Source organism: Erythrobacter sp. WG, assembly GCF_026586795.1.
Lineage (GTDB): Bacteria > Pseudomonadota > Alphaproteobacteria > Sphingomonadales > Sphingomonadaceae > Erythrobacter.
Genome location: NZ_JAPFGY010000018.1, coordinates 1 through 22,802 on the forward strand (window position 1 = coordinate 1; position 22,802 = coordinate 22,802).

Below are 22,802 nucleotides of genomic sequence, written 5' to 3' on the forward strand. Positions count from 1 at the left end.
CCCGCCATCCGGCGGGCGCCCCTCTTCTTTTGTCCGCAGCCGATCAGCGCGGCATCAGCATCCCGCGCCGGCCGATCGCAATGAAGCTCGCCACCAGCACCAGTACGTAGAAGAGGCTCAGGATGGTGAGCGGCGCGGGTGCAGCGGCGTAGCCAAGATGGGCGAGCATTGCCCAGCCCCCCAGCACGACCACCACCAAGCCATAGGTGACCGCCCCTGCCTCGAGGTTCATCGACAGCATCAACTCGTCGGAATTGCGGTAGCTCTTGAAGGCGAACCACAGGCCGATCAGCAATCCGCCCGCGCCGATCGCGAGCGCGGCCGGCGCCTGCAACGGCCCGACGGGCGCGGCGAGCGCGAGGGCGAGCAGCGCAAGGCCCCACAGGAGCATCGCAACACCCGAAGAGACGAACTGGCCGTGCATCTCGCGCACCTCGTCGGCATCCTCGACGTTGAGGATCCTCGCGCCGATCGCCGGGCTCACCGACCCGGCGAGGACCAGGACCGACACGAAGATGTACAGCACCGCCACCAGCCCGGCGATCTCGACGGAGGGTGGCAGGTCCTTCAGACCGCGCGCCTCGAGGTAATGGCCGGCGAGGTAACCCGCGCCGTAACCGACCACAACGCCGCTCACCAGGCCAAGGGCCAGTTGCGTGAGCAGCTTGCGCCATTTGAGGAGCACGCGCGGTGTCTCAGTCTTGCTCGTCATCTTCGGGCTCCCAAGGGTCTATGAACAGATCAGGCACTGCGACGCCGAACAGCCGGGACATCCGCAGCGCGAGCGGCAGGGACGGATCATACTTGTCGGTCTCGACCGCATTGATCGTCTGGCGCGACACGCCGAGCCGACGGGCGAGTTCGCCCTGGCTCCAGCCCTTCGCCTCGCGGTGATGCTTCAGACGGTTTTCCACCCGGATCCTGCCATGCAAGTTGACGTCGTACATCCAGAACCGCCGTGCCGCGAACCGCGGAGCAACCTGGTGCCTGACAAGAGCTCTTTACAGACAAGAACTCTTGTCAGTCAAGAGCTCTTGTCACCCGCCCTCCAAATTCCATTTTCCTACGCAGGGTTTTCGTGCTCGATACCCCGGCCTCACCCGATGGAGGCCCACGCCATGCCCAATCCGCCCGCATCCGCCCGCACCCGCAGCATCAGCCCTGCCGGCATCGCCCTCATCAAGCGGTTCGAAGGCTGCGCGCAGCTCCATACCGACGGGATGGTCGATGCCTATCCCGATCCCGCCAGCGGCGGCCCGCCGTGGACGATCGGCTGGGGCGCGACGGGACGCGACCATTTCCACGGGGGCCGCATCCAGAAGGGCACGCGCTGGACCCAGGCGCAATGCGACCAGCGCCTCGCCGCAGACCTCGTGCGGGTCTCAGAGGAGGTGGCAGCCGCGATTGGCACCGCGCCGACGACCCAGGCGCAATTCGATGCGCTCGTCAGCTTCCACTACAACACCGGAGCGATCGGCCGCGCCTCGCTCACCCACAAGCACGTCGCCGGCGACATCAAGGGCGCCGCACGCGAGTTCGGGCGCTGGGTGCGGGCGAGCGGGCGCGTGTCCAAAGGCCTCACCCGGCGGCGCATGGCGGAGGCGGATCTCTATCTGAGCTAGCGGGGCGTGCAGATGTCGGCTGGTCCCGGGTCGCGGGCGGGCCTCAATAATCCCGGCTGATCTGCACCAGCACCGAATCCCGTCCGATGGTGGAAACCGTGCCCAGCAGCGCCAGCCAGCTGGTGATGCGGTATTCCACCTGCGTCGCGCTGTAGCCGCGCCCGTCGGTGACGAGCTCGACATAGATGTCGCGCGTGATGTTCTTGCCGATCGCGATGCCGGTCTGCCGCCCGGTCAGCGGATCGGCGCTGACGATGCGCAGCTGATCGAGGCCGATCGAGCGCCTGAGCTTGCCGATCGGGTCGAGCCCCCCGCCCCCGCCCTGGAGCGCCGCCACCGCGGCCGCGAGCTGCACCGCATCGGTTGCCGAAAGCGACGTCACCGACCCGCCGAAAAGCAGCCGCGCGAGGATTTCTTCCTCGGGCAGCGCAGGCTCGGAAGAGAAGGCGATGTTGGGCTGCTGGGCATTGCCGGTGATCGCGATGTTGACCGCCGTGCCGTTCTTGGTGGTCTCGGCCAGCACGTCGAGGCGCGGGTTGATGGGCTCGCCGACGTCGAAGGCGATCCGCCCGCGGGTCAGCTCGAAGCGGGTGCCGGCGAAGGTGTAGTCGCCGCGCACCAGCCGCGCAGTGCCGCCGATGCGCGGTTCGGCGACCGTGCCGCGCAGGGCAATGTCGACGCCCCACTCGCTCGACAGGCCCAAGCCGTCCACCGCCACGCGCGCCGGGGCCGCAGCGTTGACGAGGTAGCGCCACGTCGCATCGCGTCCGGACACCTGCGTGCGCGCCTGGCCGTTCTCGCCGTTGATCTCGCGCGTGGCGATGCGGGGCAAGGCGCGGTCCTCGGCGGCGCGACCCAGCGCCCAGCGCGCCCGGTCGATCGTGACCCGGCCCGCGATGGTGCCTCCCACCCCGTTGGAGACGATCCGCAAGGGGCCGGTGATGGTCGCATCGAGGCCGTTGGCGGCGAGCAGCCGCGCATTCCTCGCCGCAGCGCGCAGATCGAGGCTGGGGCCGCGATTGGCGCCGAGGCCGGCGAGGTCGATCGTGCCGCTGCCGCTGACTGCCCCGCCGTTGCCGGTCTGCCCGGCGAAACGGGTCAGTTCGAGCCGCGATCCGGCGAACCGACCGCGCGCCGAGACCTTCGTGATCCGCGTCCCGGTGAGTGAGCTTTGCAGCGTCAGATCGTCGCTCGCAAGGTTGCCGACGATCCGCGGATCGGCAAGCGTGCCGGTGGCGCGCGCGGCGATCCGCACGGGCCCGGCAAGGTCGAAGGCTTCGATCGCGGCGAGCCGCCACAGGGTCTCGGCTGCCCCGTCGAAGCCGAGCCGGGCGTCGAGCCGCCCGCGATTGAGCCGCTCGGTGAGAGCGCCGTCAGGGGCAAGGCCGGTGATGGCAAGCGATACGTCGCCGCGCCGCGCGTCGCCCTCGTAAAGGCGCAGAGCAGCCGTGAGCTGCGGCGCCGTGAGATCGATCACCCCGAGCACGTTGACCGGCTTGGAGGACAGCACGAGGCCCGCACGGCTGAACCGGTCGATCCGCCCGCGCGCATTGGCAACCGGCGCGCTGCGACCCGTCTGGGAATAGTCGATGATCCCGGTCAGCCGCCCGCCTAGCCCGAAGTCGGTGCCCGCCAGATCGAGCAGGCGCAGCGGCATCTGCGAGAGCTTGAGCTGCACTTGGGTGGTCCCGCCGCCGAAGGTGCCCTGCGCGATGGCGAAGCCGCCGCCGTAGCCGATCTGGGTCGGCGCGAGGCTCCATCCGCCGCCGTCGAGCGCGGTCAGCACCGCACGGCGGGGCATGGTGATCTCGCCATTGCCGTAGACCCCGCGCAGGATGGCGGCGATCCGGCTCGGCGCCACGTCCGCCGCGAAGTTGACCGCAACCCGATCCGCGCGGCGCCCGGCGAGCGTGCCGGTGACGTTGCCGCGCCCGTTGGCGATGGCGGCCTTGGCGGTGAGGCTGGCGATGCTGAGCCCGCCATACTCGAAGCCATTGGCGGAAATGTCGGCGTCGACGGTGGTGTTGCCTTCGCCGATGCGACCCGTCGCGGAGATGTCGCCGCGCGCGATGCTGATGTTGGTGGCGCCGCCGAAGCTGGCGTTGCGGGCGGCGAGGTTGACCGCGAAGCCGGTGGCGTCGCCGGGCTGCGGGCGGAAACCGATCGTGCCGTCGATCCCGCCGCCGGCCAGCCTGAGGTCGCCCGCCGGCCCCGCCTCCTCGAGCCGCACTTCGCCGGTCACGTTGGTGCGATAGACATCGAGCCGGTTGATGGCGATGCGCGTGGGCGCGTTCTCGGGCAGGATCAGCTCGAGCGCGCCGTCGAATTCGCCGAGCAGCGATTGGCCTGCGACATCGAGCCCGAAGCCCTGCTCGCTCGGGGCGAGCGCCACGCGCACATCCCTGAGGCCCGCCGCCGGATAGGGATCGGCGAGCACCAGCACCGCGCGCGGGCCATCGCCTGCGATCTCGGCGTCGAAGCGGAACGGGCCGTACTGCGCCTGCCGACCGCTGCCGGCGAGCACGGTGCGGGTCACGCCGCCGCCGGTCACCACGCGGCTGTCGAGCCTGGCGGTGAGGCGCGGCGCGGTAACGGTCGCGTTCCTGAAGATGATCGGCTGGTCCGCGCCGAGGCCGAGCTCGCCCGCGAAACGCACCTGTTCGCCGGCGAGGTTGACGATGGTGGCATTGCCGATGCGGCTCAGCACCCCGGCAAGGTTGGCGCGCAGGCTCCACGGTACGGCGGGCCCGAACTTGGCGAGGATCTTGGCATTGGCGGTCACCTCGCCCGCGCCCTCGACCCTGAGGCGGCGTGCGGCGATCGGCCCGGCGACCGCGTAGGCGCCGTTGCGGACATCGCCTTGCAGCGAGAGCGTCGCATCGAGGCCGGGGAAGGTGATCCGCGTCCGGTCGGCGGCGAGCGCCTGGCGATTGAAGTCGTAGGTGAGCAGGCCATTGGCGCGGCCGTTGACGAGGCGCGGGTCGGCGAAGGCATTGCCGGTGGTGAGCCGCTGCGCGGTGAGCGCGAGCGGCAGCGACAGGACCGCGTCGGCGTAGCGGGCGCTGCCCTCTTGCGTCACGCCGGTCGCGGTGATGCCGGGGGCGACCAGCCGGCCGACGGCCAGTTCATGCCGGATCGCCAGATCGTCGAAGGCGCCGTTGAGATTGGCGGCGAGCCGCGCGTTCTCGAGCCGCAGGCTCTCGCCGAAGAGGTCGGGATCGCGTAGCGCGAGGCGCAGGCGCGCGCCGTCGACGACATTGTCGGCAAGGTTGACGACGCCCCCGGCCCGCGCGTCGAGCGCCGCCGAAACGACGGCAGCGCGGCCCTCGACGACCGAGTTCTCGAGCGTGAAGGCCGCGGCGAGCGCGGTCGCGGGGCCGAGCGCGCGGCCCACCAGCGTCTCGCTCGCGAGCCCCGCGCGCAACCGGCCGAGCAGCCCGTATTTGCCCGCATCGTTGCTGATCCGGAAGGCGGCGACCGGCGGGCCCTCGGCCCCGATCCGCCGCGCCACCAGCGCCCCGCGCCAGCGCGCCCAGGTGCCGTCGCCGCGGATCCGCCCGTCATAGCCCTCAGTGACCCCCGCGAGCCCCGCCAGCACCCCGCCCGCCGGGGCGCGGTAATCGCCCGCGAGATCGAAGCGGTCGCCATCGGGCTCGGCATCGAGCAGCAGCGCGATCCGGTCCTCGGCCCCCAGCTGCGCCTTGGCATCGACCAGCGCGCGGCCTTGGCGGATGTCGATCCGGGCGGTGAGATCGGCCCGCTCGTCGCGCTGCGTCGCGATGCCCCGGGCGATCACCAGGTCATCGATCACCAGCTTGTCGACCCGGATGTCGAAATCGGGGAGCAGCGGCGCGTCAGGATCGCCGGGGAGAAGCTCAGGCAGCCGCAGCAGCCGCCCGCGCCGCGCCGTTACCTCGCGGATGTCGAGCCCGCTCCACAGCCAGTTGAGCGGCCGCCAGTCGAGCTGCACCTGCGGAATGGTGAGGAACGGCCCCTTGGGATCGCGCAGCACCACGTCGCGCAGCACCGCCTTGCCGTAAAGGTCGCCCTCGATCCGCCCGACGGTGAACCTCAGCCCCGAGGCTGGGGCGACGGCGGCGATGCGGTCGGCGATGAAGCGCTTGCCGATCGGGCTGGCGATGAAGGCGCTGACCAGCACCAGCGGGGCGATGAGGATCGCGAGCGCCCAGCCCAGCCGCTTGCCCCAGCGGCGGCGACTGCCGCTGCCGGCCGACGCGTTGGCCACTTCCGGCGCGGTGACGATCTCGCCCCTGTCCGCCATCAGAACGCCTGGCCGAGGCTGACATAGACCACCACCGGGCTATCGAAGGCGGTCTTGTTGAGCGGGGCGGCAACATCGATGCGGATCGGGCCGAAGCTGGTCTTGTAGCGCAGGCCGATCCCGGCCCCGTAGCGGATATCGCCGAAGTCGGGGGTCGATCCGCGCGCGACCGAGCCGGCGTCAATGAAGGGCACCACCTCGACCGAGCCGCCGAACAGCGGCGTCGGGATACGCGCCTCGAGCGCGAATTCGACGAGCGAGGCGCCGCCGGTGGGATTGCCGACCTCGTCACGCGGGCCGACGCCCTGGAAGCCGTAGCCGCGCACCGAACCGCCACCCCCGGCATAGAGCCGCCGCGAGGGCGCGACGTTGGCGATGTCGGTGCCCTGGATCGTCGCCGCCCGCGCACGGGCCGCCACGACCACCCCGCCGACCGGCTGGTAGTAGCTCGCATCGGCCTGTGCGCGCAGGTAATAGCTCTGCGCCCCTTGCGTGCGCGAGACCTCGGGCGCGACGAACAGCGTGGTGCGCCAGCCCTTGCGCGGATCGAGCAGATCGTCGCTCGCATCGAGCGTGACGCTGCCGAACAGCCCGCCCACCAGATAGGCCTGGCGCGGCGGGAGCGGCACATTGGCGTCGCGCGCGCGGCGGTTGAGGTTGCGCTCGTCGGTGTAGAGCAGCTCGCCGCCGACCTGGAAGCTCACCGGCTTCTGGAACAGGATGTTGGAGACCTTCTCGAAGGCCATGCGCAGGCCGAAGCCGCGCGAATCCACCGACAGGGTGTTGATGTCGCTGGCGTAGAGATCGGCGCTCAGAATCTGGTCGCGGCCGCGGAAGTTGTTGCGCCGGACGCCGACGCTCGCAAGCGCCTCGCGCGTGCCGATGATCCCGCGCAGCCGCAGCGCGCCTTCGGGCGGGAAGAGGTTGCGGTGTTCCCAGCGACCTTCCACCTTGAAGCCGTCCTCGCTGCCGTAGCCGATCGCGCCCGCAATGGTGCGCAAGGGTGCGCGCTCGATGCCGACATCGAGCGCCACCTCTCCCGGCTGATCGCCCTGCGGCGCGCGCGTCTCGCGCGGGGTGAGGGTGACGGACGAGACGAGGCCGGTGGCGAGGATCGCGCGCCTGAGGTCGGTCTCGAGGCTCTTCTGGTAGACCTCGCCCGGCTCGAACCGGGCGATGCGCCCGAGGTGCCGGCTGGACAGGAACCGCGGGTCGCCGCTGACCACCGGCCCGAACACGTATTTGCCCTTCGGCTGCACATCGAGCGTGAGGTCGCCCTCCTCGCGCGCGTGATCGATGAGCAGCGACGGCTCGCCGAGTTCCGCGAAGGGATAGCCGCTCTCGCCGAGCGCGACCCTGAGATTGAGCTCCTGATCGACGATCCGGTCGGCATAGAGCGGGTCGCCCGTCCTGATGCCGAAGACGCCTACGAGATTGGTCGCGTCGGGCTCGCGCAGCGTCGGAAGGGCCCCCAAGTTGATCTGCCCGAAGCGGTAACGGGGCCCGGGAATGATATCGAACCGCACCGAAGCCTCGCGCGAAGCGGCCTCGGCGGCGCTGCCGTTGGCGGTGGCGTTGGCGGTGGCATTGGTGGTGGCGGGCACCGCCGCCGCATCCGTGCCCAGCCCCTCGCGCCGGCCGCCGGACAGCTGGCGCACCACCTCGCCATCGTAATAGCCATAGGTGCGCAGGATATCGCCGAGCAGTTCCTCGTCCGCCCGCGCGCGGGCCGCGACCTGCGGGATGGCCTCGGGACCGCTGGTGTCGAGCGCGCGGAGGGTCGAAAGATCGCGGAAGCGCTCGACGAATTCCTCCTTCTCGGGGAAGGCGTCAGGATCGGCGGGGAGCGCGAGCACCAGCGTGCCGTCGATCCGTGTCTCGGCGAGTTCGGGCAACCCGCCGATCACCGGCAGGTCGATCGCGGCGAGCGCCTCGGCCTCCGGGTCGGACGGCAGCGGTGCGGGATTTTCGACTGCGAGGTCGGCGAAGACCGCATCGACTGCCGGATCGGCCGGCGGGACGACACCGGCGGCAAGCGCCTCGTCCTGCGGCCGCGCGGCGGCGGCAGGGTTGCCCTCCACACCCGCGGCGGCCCAGCCCTCTGGGTTGGCGAGCGCGCTTTCGGGGATCAGCGCGTCGAGCGAATCCGGGACGGGTACGAGCTCGGGCGCGATGCCGAAGGGCGAGGCGGCAGGCGCATCGTCGGCATCGTCATCCTGCGCCGGGTCGGGGGCACGCTCACCCTCCGCCGGGCGCGGCGCCTCGACGCGCGCCGGCTGGCCGGGGCCCTCCGACTGCGCCGCAGCCGGAACGGCGCCCAGCGCGAGCGTTCCCTGACCCAATCCTGCAACAACGGCGAGACCGAGCTTGAGACGCAGCCGGACCTCAGCTGGCCGTGAACTTGACAGGCTGGCCATCCTTGCCCCGCGCAGCCACCGGACCGTGGTCCCGCGCATCGCGCGGCGCCGTCGCCTGCGCGATCAGCCGGTGCTGCTCCTGTTCTTCCATGAGCTGCCAGCCTTCGCGTGTCAGCCGCTCGAGCGGACGATAGCGAACCTTGTATTGCATACGCGGGGAACCCTCGACCCAATATCCGAGATAGACGTAGGGCAATGCCTCAGCCGCCGCGCGCCGGATATGATCGAGGATAATAAAGTTGCCGAGACCCGCGCGCGTCGGGTGATCGGGCTCGTAGAAGGAGTAGATCATCGACAGCCCGTCGCTCTGCCGGTCGGTGAGGCAGGCGCCGACCAAGCGGCCGGGGCGGCCATGGGCATCGGGCTCGCGATATTCTGTGACGACGGTGCTGACCGGCGTGTGCTCGATCATGTCGGCATAATCGAGCTCGTCCATCGCCGACATCCCGCCATCTGGATGGCGCGCGCCCAGATAGCGGGCGAGCAGCGCGAACTGCTCGTCGGTCGCCCAGGGGCGGCATTCCGAGACGATGAGATCGCTGTTGCGCTTGAGATCGCGCTTCTGGGTGGCCGAGGGGCGGAACTTGCCCGCCACGACCCGCACCGAGACGCAGGCCTGGCATTCGAGGCAGGAGGGCCGGTAGGCGACCGTCTGGCTGCGGCGGAACCCGATGCGGCCCAGCGCTTCGTTCAGCTGATCGGCGTGCGGGCCCTTGAGCTCGGTGAACACCTTGCGTTCCGAGCGGCCCGGCAGATAGGGACAAGGTGCGGGGCTGGTCACGAAGAACCGGGGGAAGCGGATCGGTGCCGTCACGGGTGGGGCCTGTCCTTTGGCGCTTGAATCGCGCGGGTCGCGATGTGTTAAGAAAATCTTATGACCGCACTCGCGTTCCGGTAAAAGTCCCTTAACCATGAAAATCACGCGGAAAAGGCGCGACACGCGCCGTCCGGACGCCGAGGCGCATCCGGATCGGTGGCAAATCCCTGATTTTCTTTGGGAGCGGCGTCAGCCCAGTTCGACGAGCTGGACCGAATAGCCCTGCGCGCGCAGGCCCTCGACCAGCCGGTCGACCTGCTCGGCGTCGCGCGCCTCGCATTCGATGTCGGTGATGAGGCCCTTGGCCGGCAGGGTGGTGAAGATCCGCTGGTGGTAGATCTCGATGATGTTGACGTTGTGCTCGTTGAACAGGCGCATGACGCGGAACAGCGCGCCGGGGCGATCCTGGAGCGTGACCCTGAGCCGCGCGAGGCGGCCCTGACGGGCGAGATCGCGCAGCAGCACGTTGGCGAGCAGGCGGGTGTCGATATTGCCGCCGCACAGCACCAGGCCGATGGACTTGCCGGCAAAGCGCGCCGGATTGCGCAGTACCGCAGCGAGCCCCGCCGCACCTGCGCCCTCGACCACCGTCTTCTCGATCTGGAGCAGCAGCGCGACCGCCTTTTCCAGCGCGGGTTCATCGACCAGCAGGATGTCGTCGACCCGCTCGGCGATCACCTTGGCGGTGAAGTCGCCCGGCTGCTTGACGGCGATACCCTCGGCGAGCGTGTCGCCGCCGCAGGGCAGGTTCGCGCCCTTGATCCGGTCGAACATCGATGGGAACAGCGCGGCCTGGACGCCGACCACCTCGATCGCCGGGTTCAGCGCCTTGGCGGCGGTCGCCATCCCGGAAATGAGCCCGCCCCCGCCGATCGGCGTGACGAGGCAATCGAGATCGGGCTTCACCTCGAGCATCTCGAGCGCGACGGTGCCCGCGCCCGCAGCGACGTGCGGATCGTCGAAGGGGTGGACGAAGGTGAGGCCGAGCTCGCCTTCCAGCTTGCGGGCATGGGCATAGGCCTCGTCGAAGGTCTCGCCTTCCAGGACCACCTTGCCGCCGACGCTTTCGGTCTGCATCACCTTCACCGTCGGCGTGGTGCGCGGCATGACGATGGTGACGGGCACGCCGAGCCGGGTGCCGTGGTAGGACAGGCCCTGCGAATGGTTGCCCGCCGAGGCCGCGATCACGCCCCGCGCGCGCTGCTCCTCGTCAAGTTGCAGCAGCGCATTCAGCGCGCCGCGTTCCTTGTAGGCGGCGGTGAACTGGAGGTTCTCGAACTTCAGCCAGATATCCGCGCCGGTGATCTCCGACAGGGTGATCGAACGCAGCATCGGCGTGTCGACCACCGCGCCCGCGATCCGCGCGGCGGCGGCGCGGACATCCTCGAGGGTGAGATCGGCCGGAGAGGCGCTCGCGCCGGTAGGGCGCGTGAAGGCGGGCTGGGTCGACATGGTGGGGCGGCGATTACTTCTTCGCAACGCCGAGGGCAATGTGCTTGCGCGCAAGGATTTCTGTGGGTGGGTGAAAGTTGGCAAGCGGCCGCGAAGGCTCTAGCACCGCCGCCGACATTCACCCTTGCCCACAAGGACCGCCATGCGCCGCCGCTTCGCCCTCGCCCTTGCCGCCGTCTCCGCCATCGCCCTGTCGGCCCCTGCGGTGGCCGACACGCTGATCGACAATGTCGACGGGATGACGATCGGCAAGGACGGCAAGGTGCAGCGCTTCACAGGCCTCGTCTTCGACGACGAGGGCAAGGTGACGCAGGTGCTGGCGCGCGGGGACAAGCGGCCGCAGGTGCAGTACCGGCTCGACGGCAAGGGCCGGATCATGGTGCCCGGGATGATCGATGCCCACGCCCATGTCATGAACATCGGCTTCGGGGCGCTGACGCTCGACCTGTCGGACACCACCTCGCTCGCGGATGCGCTGGCGAAGATCGCCGACTTCGCAAGGACGAACGAGGGCCGCCCGTGGATCATCGGGCGCGGCTGGAACCAGGAGAAGTGGGGCCTCGGCCGCTTTCCCACCGCTGCCGAGCTCGATAGCGTGGTGAGCGACCGCCCGGTCTGGCTGACGCGGGTCGATGGCCACGCCGCCTGGGCCAACACCGCCGCGCTCCGCGCGGCCGCGGTCACCGCCAAGACCGCCGATCCGGCAGGCGGACGGATCATCCGCGATGCGCGGGGCAATCCCGAGGGCGTGTTCGTCGACCGGGCGAAGGACCTCGTCGACAAGGTTGTCCCCCCGCCCCGCCCGCAGGACCGCGATCTCGCACTCGCCAAGGCGCAGGACGTGCTGCTGGCGAAAGGGGTCACCGCGGTTGCCGACATGGGCACCAGCCTGCGCGACTGGGCGACCTATCGCCGCGCCGGGGACACCGGGCGCCTTGCCGTGCGCATCATGGCCTACGGCGACAGCATCGACACCCTCGAACTGGTCGCCGGGGCCGAGCCGACCACGTGGCTTTACGACGATCGCCTGCGCATGGGCGGGATCAAGCTCTACCTCGATGGTGCGCTCGGCTCGCGCGGGGCGCTGCTGAAGGCGCCCTACGCCGACGATCACGCCACCCACGGCCTGCCGCTGCTCTCGCCCACGCAGCTTAGGAACCTGATGAGCCGCGCCGCCATGTCGGGCTTCCAGACCGCCGTGCACGCGATCGGCGATGCCGCCAATGCCGAGGTGCTGGACGCGATCGACGAGCTTGCGGAAAGCTACACCGGCGACCGGCGCTGGCGGATCGAGCACGCGCAGATCGTCGATCCGGTCGATATCGCGCGGCTGGGCCGCCACGGCACGATCGCCTCGATGCAGCCGCTCCACCAGACCTCGGACCGGCTGATGGCCGAGGCACGGCTCGGGCCGGATCGGCTGGCCGGCGCCTATCCGTGGCGCAGCGTGCTGTCGGCGGGCGGCAGGCTCGCGTTCGGCTCGGACGCCCCCGTCGAGCCCGCCGACCCGTGGGCCGGCATCGCCGCCGCGATCAGCCGCACCGACGCCAAGGGCGAGCCCTTCGGCGGCTGGTTCCCGCAGCAGACCGTGACCCGCGAGCAGGCGCTCGCCGGCTTCACCGCCGATGCCGCCTATGCGGGCTTTGCCGAGGGCCGCTTCGGGCGGCTGATCCCGGGCGAGCGCGCGGATTTCCTGTTCGTCGACCGCGACCCGCTGCTCGCCCCACCCGAAGAGATCCGCCAGACCAGGGTGATGGAGGTGTGGATCGGCGGCAGGAAGGTGCGGGAGGCAGAATAACGCGCGTTGAGGCCTACTCCGCCGCCGCCTGCTCCGCCGCGAGTTCAGCCTCGCGCGCGGCCCTGTCGGCGGCGACCGCCTTTTCCTGGAGGCGCATGAGCACCAGCGAGGCCTCGAACAGCAGCCACAGGGGGATCGCCAGCACGAGCTGCGAGCCCGGATCGGGCGGGGTGACGATCGCGGCGATCACGAAGATCCCGACGATCACATAGCGCCGCGCCGCCACCATCTGCTCGCGGCTGACGATCCCCGCCCGGTGCAGCAGCAACAGCAGCACCGGCAGAAGGAAGGTCAGCCCGAAGGCGAGGATGAACTGCATCACGAGGCTGAGGTAGTCCCCCGCGCTCGGCAGCGCCTGGACGTCGAGCCCGCCGGTCATCCCGCCGAAGCCGAGGAAGAAGGTGAAGGCGACCGGCATCACCACGAAATAGGCGAGAGATGCGCCCGCGGTGAACAGCACCGGAGTGGCCAGGAGGAAGGGCAGGAAGGCCTTCTTCTCGCGCGCATAGAGCCCCGGCGCGACGAAGGCCCAGAGCTGGTTGGCGATCACCGGGAAGCTGACCATGAACCCGGCGAACAGCGCGACCTTCAGTTCGACGAAGAACACTTCCGGAAGCTTGGTGAAGATCAGCTGGCCCTTGCCCTCCGGGAAGGCGTTCTTGAGCGGCTGCACCAGAATGCCGAGGATTTCGTCAGCGAAATAGAGGCACACGGCAAAGCCCACGCCCAGCGCCAGCAGCGCTCGGATGATGCGGGTGCGCAGCTCGATCAGATGGTCGAGCAGGGGTGCGCGCGTCTCGTCGAGGTCCTTGATCTCAAACATCGCCGGTGCCCTTGGACGCTGGTTCCGGCTCGGGAATCTGGGCCAGGGGCTCGGCTGTCGCCTCGAGGGGAACGGGTGCCGCAGCCGGCTCGACCGGCACGGTGTCGACCGGCGGCGGCCCCGTCATCACCGGGGCGCCCGCTTCGGCTTCGGTGAGAGCGGCGGAGCGGCGCATGATCTCCTCGTTCTGGGCCTTCCACTTCTTCTCCATTTCCTCGAGCTCGGCCTCGCGCACCATGGCGTCGATGCCCGAGCGGAAATGGGCCGAGACGCGCCGCATCTTGCCGATCCAGCGGCCCGCGGTGCGCATCGCCAGCGGCAGGTCCTTGGGCCCGATCACCACCACCGCGACGATCAGAATGACCAGCAGCTCTCCGGCGCCGATATCGAACATGGGGGAGTGCCTTGCCTCGCGCCCGGCAGCCGATCAGGCGCCGGTGCTGTCGGTCTTCTCGGCCGGCGCAGGCGTGACGACGGGCGCATCAGCGGGGGCGGGGGCGGGGGCGGCTGCGGGCGCCTCGATCCGGGCCGAGGGCTTGGCCGCCTCGTCCGTCTCGTTGAGGCCCTTCTTGAAGCTCGAGATGCCCTTGCCGAAATCGCCCATCATCTCGGAGATGCGGCCGCGGCCGAACAGCACCATCACGATCACCAGGACGATGAGCCAGTGCCAGATCGATCCGATACCCATAGTCTTGAACTCCTGGAATGCGCTGGGCCGGCTGGGGGCCAGGCCGCATGGGCGGGACATGACCCGGCGCGTGACAGAGCCCATTTAGGGCAAGCCCTCGGCAATTGCGAGTCAGTCCGCGACATTCTCCTCGTCCGGCTCGTCGCCTTCCGCGTCGTCGTCAGGCGCGAAGCGCATCTGTGCTTCCATCGCCGCGTCGACCGGATCGAGCAGGCCTGCGGCGCGCAGCTCGTCGATGCCAGGCAGGTCGCGGCGGGTGGCGAGGCCGAAATGGTCGAGGAAGGCGGGCGTCGTCGCGTAGATCACCGGGCGGCCCGGCACCTCCCGGCGGCCGGCGGGCTTCACCCAGCCCGCCTCCATCAGCACATCGAGCGTGCCCGCGCTGGTCTGCACGCCGCGAATCGATTCGATCTCCGCGCGGCTGACCGGCTCGTGATAGGCGATGATCGCAAGCACCTCTGTGGCCGCGCGGCTGAGGCGGCGCACCTGCTCCTTTTCCCGCCTGAGAAGATGCGCCAGATCGGGCGCGGTCTCGAAATGCCAGCGGCCGGCGCGCTCGACGAGGTGGATGCCGCGGTCGCAGTAGCGGGCCTCCAATAGCCCAAGCGCGCCGCGCACCTCGGCCGGCTCCAGCCCGCCGAGATGCGCCGCGAGCGCCTCGATCGACAGCGGCTCCTCGGCGGCGAAAAGCGTTGCCTCGATCGCCCGTTCGAGCGTGCCGGGCTCCTCACTCACGCGGCGGCATCCTTCAGGCGGCGGATGCGCAAGGGAGCAAAGGCGCCCTCCTGATCGAGCTCCGCCCTCCCCCGCTTCGCCAGCTCCAGCGCGGCGACGAAGCTGGAGGCGAGCGCCGAGCGCCTCAGCTCGGGCGAGGCGTGGCGCGGCAGGAAGTCGCGGATCTCCATCCATTCGAGCGTGACGCCGAGCATCGCCGAGACCCGCTCGAGCGCGGAATCGAGCGTCATCACCGGGCGGTTGGCGACATGATAGATGCGCGGGGCGGTGCGCGCCTTGACCTGGCCGTAGGCCTGGATGAGGCTGAACAGGTCGCTCTTCCACACGGTCTTGCGGTCGGTGCGCAGGCCTTCCGGGCTGCCGCGCAGGAAGACGTCGCGCCCGATCCGGTCGCGCGCCATCAGCCGCGCCGCCGCCTCGCGCATCGCGCCGAGGCGCTGGAGGCGCAGTTGCAGGCGCAGCGCGAGTTCCTCGGGGCTGGGGTCCTCCTGCTCGGCCTTGGGCAGCAGCATCGCGGACTTGAGGTAGGCGAGCCAGGCGGCCATCACGAGGTAATCGGCGGCCAGTTCCAGCTTCAGCGTGCCCGCGCGCTCGATATAGTCGAGATATTGGTCGACCAGCGCGAGGATCGAGATTTGCCGCAGGTCGACCTTCTGCCGCCGCGCAAGATCGAGCAGCAGGTCGAGCGGCCCCTCCCACCCCTCGACCGCGACGTGGAGCGTGTCCTCGCTCGGCTTCGCCGCCTCGGGCGCGAACAGGAAGGGCGGCTCGGGCGCGTTCATGCGGCAAGCGCCAGCAGCGCGTCGCGCTTGGCGAGGAGTTCGCCGTGCTCGTCGGAGAGCGAGGGGGCGACGCGGGTCGGCGCCAGCGCCCTGTCGAGCCGCGCGGCGGTGGCCTCGGACATTGGCGGCAGGACCTCGCAGATGCCGATCATGTCGGGCATCTTCGCCCAGCAGTTGAGCACGATGTCGCAGCCCGCTGCATGGGCGCGGGCGGCGCGCTCGGGGATCGTGCCGCCCAGCGCCTCCATGTCGATGTCGTCGGTGAGCAGCAGGCCCGCAAAGCCGATGCTCCCGCGGATGACGTCGCGGATGATCGTTTCCGACAGGGTGGCGGGGTTCGCCTCGTCCCAGGCGGTGAAGAGCAGGTGCCCGGTCATACCGACAAGCGCCTGATTGAGCGTGCGAAACGGCGCAAGGTCGGCCTCCAGTTCGGCGGCCGGGGCGGTGACGGTCGGCATCGCCTTGTGGGTGTCGACATCGGTGCGGCCGTGGCCGGGCATGTGCTTGATGCACCCCGTCACGCCGCCTGCCGCGAGGCCGTCGAGAATCGCGCGGCCCAGCGCGGCGACCTGCATCGGGTCCGCGCCCAGCGCGCGGTCGCCGATCACGTCGTGCGCGCCGGGGACGCTGAGGTCGAGCGGGGGGTGATAATCGACCGTGATGCCCATCGCCGACAGCTCCAATGCCATCGCATGGGCCCCGGCCCGCGCCGCCTCGATCGCGCTGGCAGGGGCGATTTGGTAAAGCCTATCGAAGGCTTGCCCCGCCGGATAGGGCGACCAGCCAGGCGGACGCAGGCGTGCGACGCGGCCGCCTTCCTGGTCGATCGAGACCAGCAGGCGCTCCCGCCCGTGGAGGGTGCGCAGGTCGTCGGTCAGCGCCCTTAGCTGCGCGGGGTCGACGCAGTTGCGCCCGAACAGGATGTAGCCCGCAGGGTCCGCGTCGCGGAAGAAGGCGCGCTCGTCGGCCGTCAGGACCGGGCCGGAGAGGCCGAAAATTGCCGGAATCATGCCCCAAAGTCGCACTGTGGCGGGGGTCTAGCAAGGGCTGGCGGGGGTCTGGGGCGGGGAAAAGCGGTGCTATTTGTGGTCGCGCGGTTGTTTCGAAAAACCGGTGCCCACTTTTTCGAGCCACGCTCCGCCGAAGCCCCCCTAAGCCCTCCCCTACTTCACCTGACAATCGATCCCGTCGGTCTTGAGCGCGGCGCACAGGCGGTCGGCCTCGGCGCGGCTGCCGGCGACCGCCTGGAGGCGATAGACCGTGCCGATGTCGACCTTGCCCTCGACGATGCGGTACTTGACGCCCGCGAGCTTGTCGGTGCGGCGGGAGATGTCGCTCCAGCCCTTCTCGGCGCGGGCGCGGGTGCCGTAGGCGGCGAGCTGGACGCCGGTGCCGGGGGCAGGCGGCGCGGTCACCGCAGCGCCGTCGGCCGGCACGATCTTGCTCCCCGCAGCAGCCGGGCTCGGCGTTGCGGCAGGCGCGGGCTTGCTGTCGGCGCCGGGCAGCGGCGGCGCCTCGGCGACGACCGCCGGGCGCGAGCCGCCCTCGCCCACCACGGGGGCGACATTGCCGGTGCCGGCGAACTGCTTGCCGCCCGGGTCCTCGGGACGCATCTTGACCGGCCCCTCGGGCGCCTCGATCACGCTGCCATCGGCAACCGCCTCGCCCGGCGCGAGCTTCTGGGTGAAGAACCACACCCCGCCGAGCACCGCCGCGCCCAGGGCCAGCAGCGCGCCGACGAAGCCGACGATCTGCCAGGTGTCGATGCCGCCGGCGTCCTCGTCGTCCTCGTCGGATTCGAGCCACGGCAAGCTGTCGGTGTCGGCGAGGTCGAGCTCGCCGTCATCCTCGGGCAGTTCCTCGTATTCGGCCTCGATCATCGCCACATCCCCGCGGGCCGGTACCCGGTCACATACTCTCGACCGCCTCGACGCCGAGCACGCCGAGACCGCCGCGGATCACTTGCCCGATTGCGGCCCCAAGGAAAAGCCTCGCGGCGGTCAGCTCGCGGTCCTGTTCCACGATGAAGCGCTTTTCCGGCCGGTCGTTACCGAGGTTCCAGTAGGAATGCAGATCGCTCGCCAGATCGTTGAGATAAAAGGCGATCCGGTGCGGCTCGCGGGCGCGGGCCGCGGCTTCGATCTCGCGCGGGAACTGCGCGGCGCGGGCGACGAGCGCCAGCTCCTCGGCCCCGAGCCGGTCCAGCGCCGCGTCCGACGGCACGATCCCCATGTCCGCGGCCTTGCGCAGCGTCGAGCGGATCCGCGCGTGGGCATATTGCACATAGAACACCGGGTTGTCCTTCGAAGCTTCGACCACCTTGTCGAAGTCGAAATCCATCTGCGCGTCGGGCTTCCTCGTCAGCATGGTGAAGCGCACCACGTCCTTGCCGACCATCTCGACCACGTCGGCGAGCGTCACGAAATTGCCCGCGCGCTTCGACATCTTGAAGGGCTGGCCGCCCTTCATCAGCTGCACCATCTGGACGAGCTTGACCTCGAAGGGTTTTGGAGTTGCCCCGTCCGCGCTGGTCAGGGCGGCGACGGCGGCCTTGATCCGCTTGACGGTGCCGGCATGGTCCGCGCCCCAGATGTCGACCAGCGCGTCGGCGGTCTGGGCCTTCTGGAAGTGGTAGGCGAGGTCCGCGCCGAAGTAGGTCCACGCCCCGTTCGACTTCTTGATCGGCCGGTCCTGATCGTCGCCGAACTTCGTCGAGCGGAACAGCGGGAGCGAGACCGGCTCCCAGTCCTCGGGCGGGGCCTTGCCCTTGGGGGCTTCCAATACGCCGTCATAGACGAGGTCATGGTCGCGCAGCCACTTCTCCGCCGCATCGACCTTGCCCGAGGCCTGGAGTTCGGCTTCCGAGGAGAACAGGTCGTGCTTGATGCCAAGCGTGGCGAGGTCGGCGCGGATCATGTCCATCATCGCCGCGACCGCGCGGGTGCGGAACAGGGGCAGCCATTCGGCTTCGGGCGCGCTTGCGTAGGCGTCGCCGAACTCGGCGGCGAGCGTTTCGCCGACAGGCTTCAGGTATTCGCCCGGGTAGAGCCCCTCGGGGATCGTCACGCTCGCTCCCAGCGCCTCGCGGTAGCGCAGGTGCACCGAGCGGGCGAGCACGTCGACCTGCGCGCCCGCGTCGTTGACGTAGTATTCGCGGATCACCTTGTGCCCGGCAAACTCGAGCAGCCCGGCCAGCGCATCGCCCACCACCGCGCCGCGGCAATGGCCCATGTGCATCGGCCCGGTGGGGTTGGCCGAGACATATTCGATGTTGACCACCCGGCCCTCGCCCATCCCGGAGCGGCCGTAGTCGGCGCCGAGGATGACGATCGCCTTGAGCTCGTCGAGCCAGGCTTGCGGCGCAAGCGCCAAGTTGATGAAGCCGGGGCCGGCGATGTCGGCGCTGACGATGCCGGGGCGGCTCGCCAGCTTGCCGGTGATCGCCTCGGCGAGCGCGCGGGGGCTGAGCCCCGCGGGCTTGGCGAGCACCATCGCGGCGTTGGTGGCAAGGTCGCCGTGCGCGGGATCGCGCGGCGGCTCCAGCGTGACGTTGGCGAACGAGGTGCCGGCGGGCAGCGTCCCTTCGGCGACAAGTTCGGTCAGCACCTGTTCGATCAGCGCCGCGTAGGCGGCATAGAGGGTCTTGGGCGTGGTCATGCGGGTTCTCTAGCGTCTGGCGCGGTTGTTCGCGCGTGCAAAGAAGGAAGCGGGGCCCCGGGTCAAGCCCCGGGGAAGCGTGGCAGGGAGGACCAAATCCGATGCGGGCGCGTGGCACTCCTCGGCGCCGCAGGCGCCGCGAGGCCACGCGGCCGAGCCGCAGGTGCTCAAGCCAGCAGGGCTTGAAACGCACCGAGGACGCTCGCCCGGATGGGCGAGCGCAACACATCAGCGCGTCACGTTATACTTCAGCTGGTCCTCGGTCAGCTGGAAACCGACCAGCATCTCGAAGCGGGTGCGGGCGATCGCGGCCTTGACCTCGGGCTCGGCGAGCGGGTCGATTGCGGCGTCCTCGTCGCCCGCGCGTCGTCGCCTTGTGATGCGCTCGCGGATGTCCTGGGGCAGCGCCGCGGCCGAGCGGTCGACGAAGCTGCCGGCGCGCCCGGTGGCCGAGGCGCGCTCCTGCCCGTCGGCGAAGGCGAGGGTGACGGTGCCGACCCGCTTGGAGACCACCGCGCTGCCGGCCTGGAGCACGGTCACGAAATAGGGCAGCTCGACGGTGCGCGCGCCGCGCACGTCGGTGCGGCGGGCGTTGACGGTGAATTCGGCCTCGGCATAGACCCGCTCGCCGGTGTCGTTGCAGGTCGAGCGCAGGTTCGTCATCGCCGCGCTGACGTCGAGCGCGGCGGTGGTCTGGTCGGCCCCGCGGAAGGTGGTGACATCGCCCGTATAGTCGGGGATGCCGACCGCCGGACACAGGCTCAGCACGCTGGTGATGCCGACGCCCTCGTCGATCACCAGCTCGCCGTTCTTCGCGCAGGCGGAGAGCGCTGCCAGGGCGGCAAGGGCGTAAAGGGCGCGCGCGCGATGCATCATTGTGGAGCCGTCCTCAATATCCGATCCCGAGCGCCCTAGCGAGGACGTGCGGCTTGCGCTAGAGGGAGCGACATGAACGCGCCCTTTCAAGCCCCCGACGCCGCCGCCGCGGATCGCCCGCCGCTCAATCTTCTGATCGCCGCCCCGCGCGGCTTCTGCGCCGGGGTGGACCGCGCGATCGAGATCGTCGAACGCGCGCTCGAACGTTACGGCCGCCCGGTCTATGTCCGTCACGAGATCGTCCACAACAAATACGTGGTCGAACAGCTCAAGGCCAAGGGCGCGATCTTCGTCAAGGAACTGGACGAGGTGCCCGACGATGCGCCGGTGGTGTTCAGCGCCCACGGCGTGCCCAAGGCGGTTCCCGCCGAGGCGCGGCGCCGCAACCTCCTTTATGTCGATGCCACCTGTCCGCTGGTCAGCAAGATCCACCGGCAGGCCGAACGCCAGATCGAGAAGGGCCGGCACATCATCTTCATCGGCCATGAAGGCCACCCCGAGGTGATCGGCACGATGGGCCAGGTCGAACCCGGGCAGATGACGCTGGTCGAGACGATCGAGGACGTCGACAAGCTGCCCTTCGATTCGGACGAGGAACTCGCCTACCTCACCCAGACCACGCTGTCGGTCGACGACACGCGCGAGGTGATCGAGGCGCTCGAGTGGCGTTACCCCAACATCTCCGGCCCGAAGGCCGAGGACATCTGCTACGCGACATCCAACCGGCAGGCGGCCGTCAAGGAGCTCGCCCATGACTGCGATCTCGTGCTGGTGATCGGCGCCCCCAATTCCTCCAATTCGCTGCGCCTCGTCGAGGTGTCGGAACGGCTGGGGACGCCCGCCAAGCTGATCCAGCGGGCGAGCGAGATCGACTTCGCCTGGCTCGACGGGGTCAAGACCCTCGGCCTCACCGCCGGGGCCTCGGCGCCCGAGATCCTGGTGCGCGAGGTGGTTGCCGCCCTCGCCCAGCGCCACACGATCACCGAGCGCGAGATCACCGCGACGGTCGAGAAGATGATCTTCAAGCTCCCCCGCCAGCTCACCGAATAACCGCGCGCACGGGGCCGGGAGGGGCAGGATGGCGGTCTACACGCACCTCGGCGCGGAGGACCTCGCCCGGCTGATCGATGCCTATGACGTCGGTGCGCTGGTCTCGGCCAAGGGGATCGCGGAAGGGGTATCCAACTCCAACTGGCTCGTCGAGACGACCGGCACCGGCGGAAGCGGCACGCGCTTCATCCTGACACTCTACGAACGGCGGATCGATTATGCGGACCTGCCCTATTTCCTCGGCCTGCTCGATCACCTCGCCGGCAAGGGATGCCCGGTGCCGCGCACCATCCACGACCGCGAAGGCGCCGCGTTCCGGATGGTCGAGAGCAAGGCCGCCGCGCTGATCGAATTCCTGCCCGGCGTCTCCCCGACCCGCCCCACGCCCGCCCAGGCACGTGCGGTGGGCGCGGTGCTGGCCCGCCTGCACCTTGCCGCGCGCGATTTCCCGCAGACCCGCGCCAACGCCATGGACTTCGCTGCCAGCGCGCGCATCCTCGAGGGCTGCGGCGCGGAAGCGCTGGCGACGATCGACCCCGGCCTGCTCGGAATGCTCGCCGCCGGCAGCGCCGCCGCCGCGCTCGACCTTGGCGCCCTGCCGCAATCGCAGACCCACACCGATCTCTTCCCCGACAACGTGCTGATGCTCGGCGAGCGGGTGACGGGCCTCATCGACTTCTACTTCGCCTGCACGGGCCCGATGCTGCTCGATCTGGCGGTAACCCACGCGGCGTGGAGCTTCGACGGCGCGAATGCCTACGCGCCGGCGATCGGCGAGGCGCTGATCGCGGGCTACCAGTCGGTCCGCCCGCTCGAGTCGGCCGAGCGCGCGCTGTTCGCCGCAGTCGCCAAGGGGGCGTGCCTGCGCTTCGTCGCCAGCCGCGCGGAAGACTGGCTCGAGACCCCCGACGATGCGCTCGTCACCCGCAAGGATCCGATGCAATTTGTCCGGCGCTGGCACTTCTACGACCAAAGCGGCGCCGCACTGCTTGAAGGGTGACCGCCTTCGCGACTAAGCCTGCGCGCATGAAAAAGGTCGAGATCTTCACCGACGGCGCGTGCAAGGGCAATCCCGGCCCCGGCGGCTGGGGCGTGCTGCTGCGCATGGGTCCGCACGAGAAGGAACTGTCGGGCGGGGAAGCCGGCACCACCAACAACCGCATGGAACTGATGGCCGCGATCAAGGGCCTCGGTGCACTCATCGAGCCGTGCCGGGTCGATCTCTATTCCGACAGCAAATACGTGCTCGACGGGATGCAGAAGTGGATCCACGGCTGGAAGCGCAACGGCTGGGTCAATGCCAGCAAGAAGCCGGTCAAGAACGCCGATCTGTGGCACGACCTGATCGAGGCCGCGCTGCCTCACCAGGTGACCTGGCACTGGGTGAAGGGCCATGACGGCCACCCCGAGAACGAGCGGGTCGACGCGCTGGCGAGCGCCGCCGCCGCGCGGATCGCGGCGGGCGGCTAGCACCCTTGGTCATTGCGATCGCTAGCGAGGCAATCCAGAGCGGCGCGGACCGCCCCTGATTGCCGCATCGCCTTGGGCGCCGCGCAATGACGGGGGAAATCAGCTGTTGTCGACGACCTCGGCGGCGGGGCCGTTCTTCTTGATCGATTCGATGGCGTTCTGCGCGCTCGCCTTGCTGGCGTAGCCCTCGGTCGCGAACATGGTCTCGGAATTGTACTTGAACCGCACGCGGTACTCGCCGGCCTTGTCCTTGTAGATTTCGAAGTGGTGCGCCATGTCCATGCCCTCCCTTAAGGTTAACGCAGGTTAGGAAGGTGGCAGAAACCTCCGCCC

General features: G+C 69.8%; 21 protein-coding genes. 5 read left to right on the top strand and 16 right to left on the bottom strand.

Annotated features, from left to right (window positions below):
- Positions 1-43 precede the first annotated feature (43 nt).
- Both OPU67_RS10320 and OPU67_RS10325 read right to left on the bottom strand, forming a co-directional pair.
- Positions 44-712, bottom strand: coding sequence for a hypothetical protein (locus OPU67_RS10320; RefSeq protein ID WP_267619454.1), 669 nt, complete (start codon positions 710-712; stop codon positions 44-46).
- Positions 696-947 carry a helix-turn-helix transcriptional regulator gene (locus OPU67_RS10325; protein ID WP_267619455.1) on the bottom strand — a complete coding sequence of 84 codons (252 nt, stop codon included), beginning with the start codon at positions 945-947 and terminating at the stop codon, positions 696-698. The genes OPU67_RS10320 and OPU67_RS10325 overlap by 17 nt, the downstream gene beginning before the upstream one ends.
- A 171-nt stretch (positions 948-1,118) precedes the next feature.
- On the opposite strand from OPU67_RS10325, the gene OPU67_RS10330 reads away from it, so the two are divergent.
- Positions 1,119-1,622, top strand: coding sequence for a lysozyme (locus OPU67_RS10330; protein ID WP_267619456.1), 504 nt, complete (start codon positions 1,119-1,121; stop codon positions 1,620-1,622).
- Between the two features lie 43 nt (positions 1,623-1,665).
- Here OPU67_RS10330 and OPU67_RS10335 read toward each other — a convergent pair whose 3' ends face one another.
- The 4 genes from OPU67_RS10335 to OPU67_RS10350 form a co-directional block, all read right to left on the bottom strand.
- Positions 1,666-5,904, bottom strand: a complete 4,239-nt coding sequence (locus tag OPU67_RS10335) for a translocation/assembly module TamB domain-containing protein (RefSeq protein ID WP_267619457.1) — start codon at positions 5,902-5,904, stop codon at positions 1,666-1,668.
- A complete protein-coding gene (locus tag OPU67_RS10340; RefSeq protein WP_267619458.1) occupies positions 5,904-8,321 on the bottom strand; it encodes a BamA/TamA family outer membrane protein in 2,418 nt (805 codons plus the stop codon). The genes OPU67_RS10335 and OPU67_RS10340 overlap by 1 nt, the downstream gene beginning before the upstream one ends.
- Entirely contained in the window at positions 8,290-9,135 is an 846-nt protein-coding gene (locus OPU67_RS10345) for an arginyltransferase (protein WP_267619459.1), read from the bottom strand. The genes OPU67_RS10340 and OPU67_RS10345 overlap by 32 nt, the downstream gene beginning before the upstream one ends.
- A 192-nt stretch (positions 9,136-9,327) precedes the next feature.
- On the bottom strand, positions 9,328-10,590 hold the full coding sequence (locus tag OPU67_RS10350; RefSeq protein ID WP_267619460.1) for a threonine ammonia-lyase: 1,263 nt from the start codon (positions 10,588-10,590) through the stop codon (positions 9,328-9,330).
- Between the two features lie 142 nt (positions 10,591-10,732).
- On the opposite strand from OPU67_RS10350, the gene OPU67_RS10355 reads away from it, so the two are divergent.
- Complete coding sequence (locus OPU67_RS10355; RefSeq protein WP_267619461.1) at positions 10,733-12,388, top strand: amidohydrolase; 1,656 nt, start codon at positions 10,733-10,735, stop codon at positions 12,386-12,388.
- Positions 12,389-12,401: 13 nt separating this feature from the next.
- Here the strand turns inward: OPU67_RS10355 and tatC are convergent, their stop codons facing one another.
- The 9 genes from tatC to OPU67_RS10400 form a co-directional block, all read right to left on the bottom strand.
- Complete coding sequence (gene tatC, locus OPU67_RS10360; RefSeq protein ID WP_267619462.1) at positions 12,402-13,211, bottom strand: twin-arginine translocase subunit TatC; 810 nt, start codon at positions 13,209-13,211, stop codon at positions 12,402-12,404.
- A complete protein-coding gene (gene tatB, locus OPU67_RS10365; RefSeq protein ID WP_267619463.1) occupies positions 13,204-13,605 on the bottom strand; it encodes a Sec-independent protein translocase protein TatB in 402 nt (133 codons plus the stop codon). Before tatB ends, tatC begins: the two co-directional genes overlap by 8 nt.
- A gap of 33 nt (positions 13,606-13,638) precedes the next feature.
- On the bottom strand, positions 13,639-13,899 hold the full coding sequence (locus OPU67_RS10370) for a twin-arginine translocase TatA/TatE family subunit (RefSeq protein ID WP_267619464.1): 261 nt from the start codon (positions 13,897-13,899) through the stop codon (positions 13,639-13,641).
- Between the two features lie 111 nt (positions 13,900-14,010).
- The gene (gene scpB, locus OPU67_RS10375; RefSeq protein WP_267619465.1) at positions 14,011-14,634 is read right to left on the bottom strand and encodes an SMC-Scp complex subunit ScpB; all 624 of its coding nucleotides are present in this window, start codon (positions 14,632-14,634) and stop codon (positions 14,011-14,013) included.
- The gene (locus OPU67_RS10380) at positions 14,631-15,416 is read right to left on the bottom strand and encodes a segregation and condensation protein A (protein ID WP_267619466.1); all 786 of its coding nucleotides are present in this window, start codon (positions 15,414-15,416) and stop codon (positions 14,631-14,633) included. Before OPU67_RS10380 ends, scpB begins: the two co-directional genes overlap by 4 nt.
- The gene (gene nagZ / locus OPU67_RS10385) at positions 15,413-16,426 is read right to left on the bottom strand and encodes a beta-N-acetylhexosaminidase (protein ID WP_267619467.1); all 1,014 of its coding nucleotides are present in this window, start codon (positions 16,424-16,426) and stop codon (positions 15,413-15,415) included. Before nagZ ends, OPU67_RS10380 begins: the two co-directional genes overlap by 4 nt.
- A gap of 153 nt (positions 16,427-16,579) precedes the next feature.
- Positions 16,580-17,296 (bottom strand): SPOR domain-containing protein, encoded by a 717-nt coding sequence (locus OPU67_RS10390; RefSeq protein WP_267619468.1) that lies wholly within the window; start codon positions 17,294-17,296, stop codon positions 16,580-16,582.
- 28 nt (positions 17,297-17,324) lie between these two features.
- On the bottom strand, positions 17,325-19,073 hold the full coding sequence (gene argS / locus OPU67_RS10395) for an arginine--tRNA ligase (protein ID WP_267619469.1): 1,749 nt from the start codon (positions 19,071-19,073) through the stop codon (positions 17,325-17,327).
- Between the two features lie 228 nt (positions 19,074-19,301).
- The gene (locus OPU67_RS10400) at positions 19,302-19,949 is read right to left on the bottom strand and encodes a hypothetical protein (protein WP_267619470.1); all 648 of its coding nucleotides are present in this window, start codon (positions 19,947-19,949) and stop codon (positions 19,302-19,304) included.
- A 72-nt stretch (positions 19,950-20,021) separates the two neighbouring features.
- Between OPU67_RS10400 and ispH the strand changes: the two genes are divergently transcribed.
- Genes ispH through rnhA form a run of 3 tightly spaced genes read left to right on the top strand, consistent with a single transcriptional unit; the run spans position 20,022 to position 22,469 of the window.
- Positions 20,022-20,999 (top strand): 4-hydroxy-3-methylbut-2-enyl diphosphate reductase, encoded by a 978-nt coding sequence (ispH, locus tag OPU67_RS10405; RefSeq protein WP_267619471.1) that lies wholly within the window; start codon positions 20,022-20,024, stop codon positions 20,997-20,999.
- Positions 21,000-21,027: 28 nt separating this feature from the next.
- The gene (locus OPU67_RS10410; RefSeq protein WP_267619472.1) at positions 21,028-21,999 is read left to right on the top strand and encodes a homoserine kinase; all 972 of its coding nucleotides are present in this window, start codon (positions 21,028-21,030) and stop codon (positions 21,997-21,999) included.
- A 26-nt stretch (positions 22,000-22,025) separates the two neighbouring features.
- Positions 22,026-22,469, top strand: coding sequence for a ribonuclease HI (gene rnhA / locus OPU67_RS10415; RefSeq protein ID WP_267619473.1), 444 nt, complete (start codon positions 22,026-22,028; stop codon positions 22,467-22,469).
- Positions 22,470-22,568: 99 nt separating this feature from the next.
- Here the strand turns inward: rnhA and OPU67_RS10420 are convergent, their stop codons facing one another.
- The gene (locus tag OPU67_RS10420) at positions 22,569-22,745 is read right to left on the bottom strand and encodes a YegP family protein (RefSeq protein WP_267619474.1); all 177 of its coding nucleotides are present in this window, start codon (positions 22,743-22,745) and stop codon (positions 22,569-22,571) included.
- Between the last annotated feature and the right edge of the window lie 57 nt (positions 22,746-22,802).

Coding starts and splice junctions, on each gene's coding strand:
- OPU67_RS10370 (WP_267619464.1), bottom strand. CDS start 13,899: ATGGGTATCGGATCGATCTGGCACTGGCTCATCGTCCTGGTGATCGTG.
- ispH (WP_267619471.1), top strand. CDS start 20,022: ATGAACGCGCCCTTTCAAGCCCCCGACGCCGCCGCCGCGGATCGCCCG.
- nagZ (WP_267619467.1), bottom strand. CDS start 16,426: ATGATTCCGGCAATTTTCGGCCTCTCCGGCCCGGTCCTGACGGCCGAC.
- argS (WP_267619469.1), bottom strand. CDS start 19,073: ATGACCACGCCCAAGACCCTCTATGCCGCCTACGCGGCGCTGATCGAA.
- OPU67_RS10325 (WP_267619455.1), bottom strand. CDS start 947: ATGTACGACGTCAACTTGCATGGCAGGATCCGGGTGGAAAACCGTCTG.
- OPU67_RS10420 (WP_267619474.1), bottom strand. CDS start 22,745: ATGGCGCACCACTTCGAAATCTACAAGGACAAGGCCGGCGAGTACCGC.
- OPU67_RS10390 (WP_267619468.1), bottom strand. CDS start 17,296: ATGATCGAGGCCGAATACGAGGAACTGCCCGAGGATGACGGCGAGCTC.
- rnhA (WP_267619473.1), top strand. CDS start 22,026: ATGAAAAAGGTCGAGATCTTCACCGACGGCGCGTGCAAGGGCAATCCC.
- OPU67_RS10380 (WP_267619466.1), bottom strand. CDS start 15,416: ATGAACGCGCCCGAGCCGCCCTTCCTGTTCGCGCCCGAGGCGGCGAAG.
- tatB (WP_267619463.1), bottom strand. CDS start 13,605: ATGTTCGATATCGGCGCCGGAGAGCTGCTGGTCATTCTGATCGTCGCG.
- OPU67_RS10335 (WP_267619457.1), bottom strand. CDS start 5,904: ATGGCGGACAGGGGCGAGATCGTCACCGCGCCGGAAGTGGCCAACGCG.
- OPU67_RS10340 (WP_267619458.1), bottom strand. CDS start 8,321: ATGGCCAGCCTGTCAAGTTCACGGCCAGCTGAGGTCCGGCTGCGTCTC.
- OPU67_RS10355 (WP_267619461.1), top strand. CDS start 10,733: ATGCGCCGCCGCTTCGCCCTCGCCCTTGCCGCCGTCTCCGCCATCGCC.
- OPU67_RS10410 (WP_267619472.1), top strand. CDS start 21,028: ATGGCGGTCTACACGCACCTCGGCGCGGAGGACCTCGCCCGGCTGATC.
- OPU67_RS10330 (WP_267619456.1), top strand. CDS start 1,119: ATGCCCAATCCGCCCGCATCCGCCCGCACCCGCAGCATCAGCCCTGCC.
- tatC (WP_267619462.1), bottom strand. CDS start 13,211: ATGTTTGAGATCAAGGACCTCGACGAGACGCGCGCACCCCTGCTCGAC.
- OPU67_RS10350 (WP_267619460.1), bottom strand. CDS start 10,590: ATGTCGACCCAGCCCGCCTTCACGCGCCCTACCGGCGCGAGCGCCTCT.
- OPU67_RS10400 (WP_267619470.1), bottom strand. CDS start 19,949: ATGATGCATCGCGCGCGCGCCCTTTACGCCCTTGCCGCCCTGGCAGCG.
- OPU67_RS10320 (WP_267619454.1), bottom strand. CDS start 712: ATGACGAGCAAGACTGAGACACCGCGCGTGCTCCTCAAATGGCGCAAG.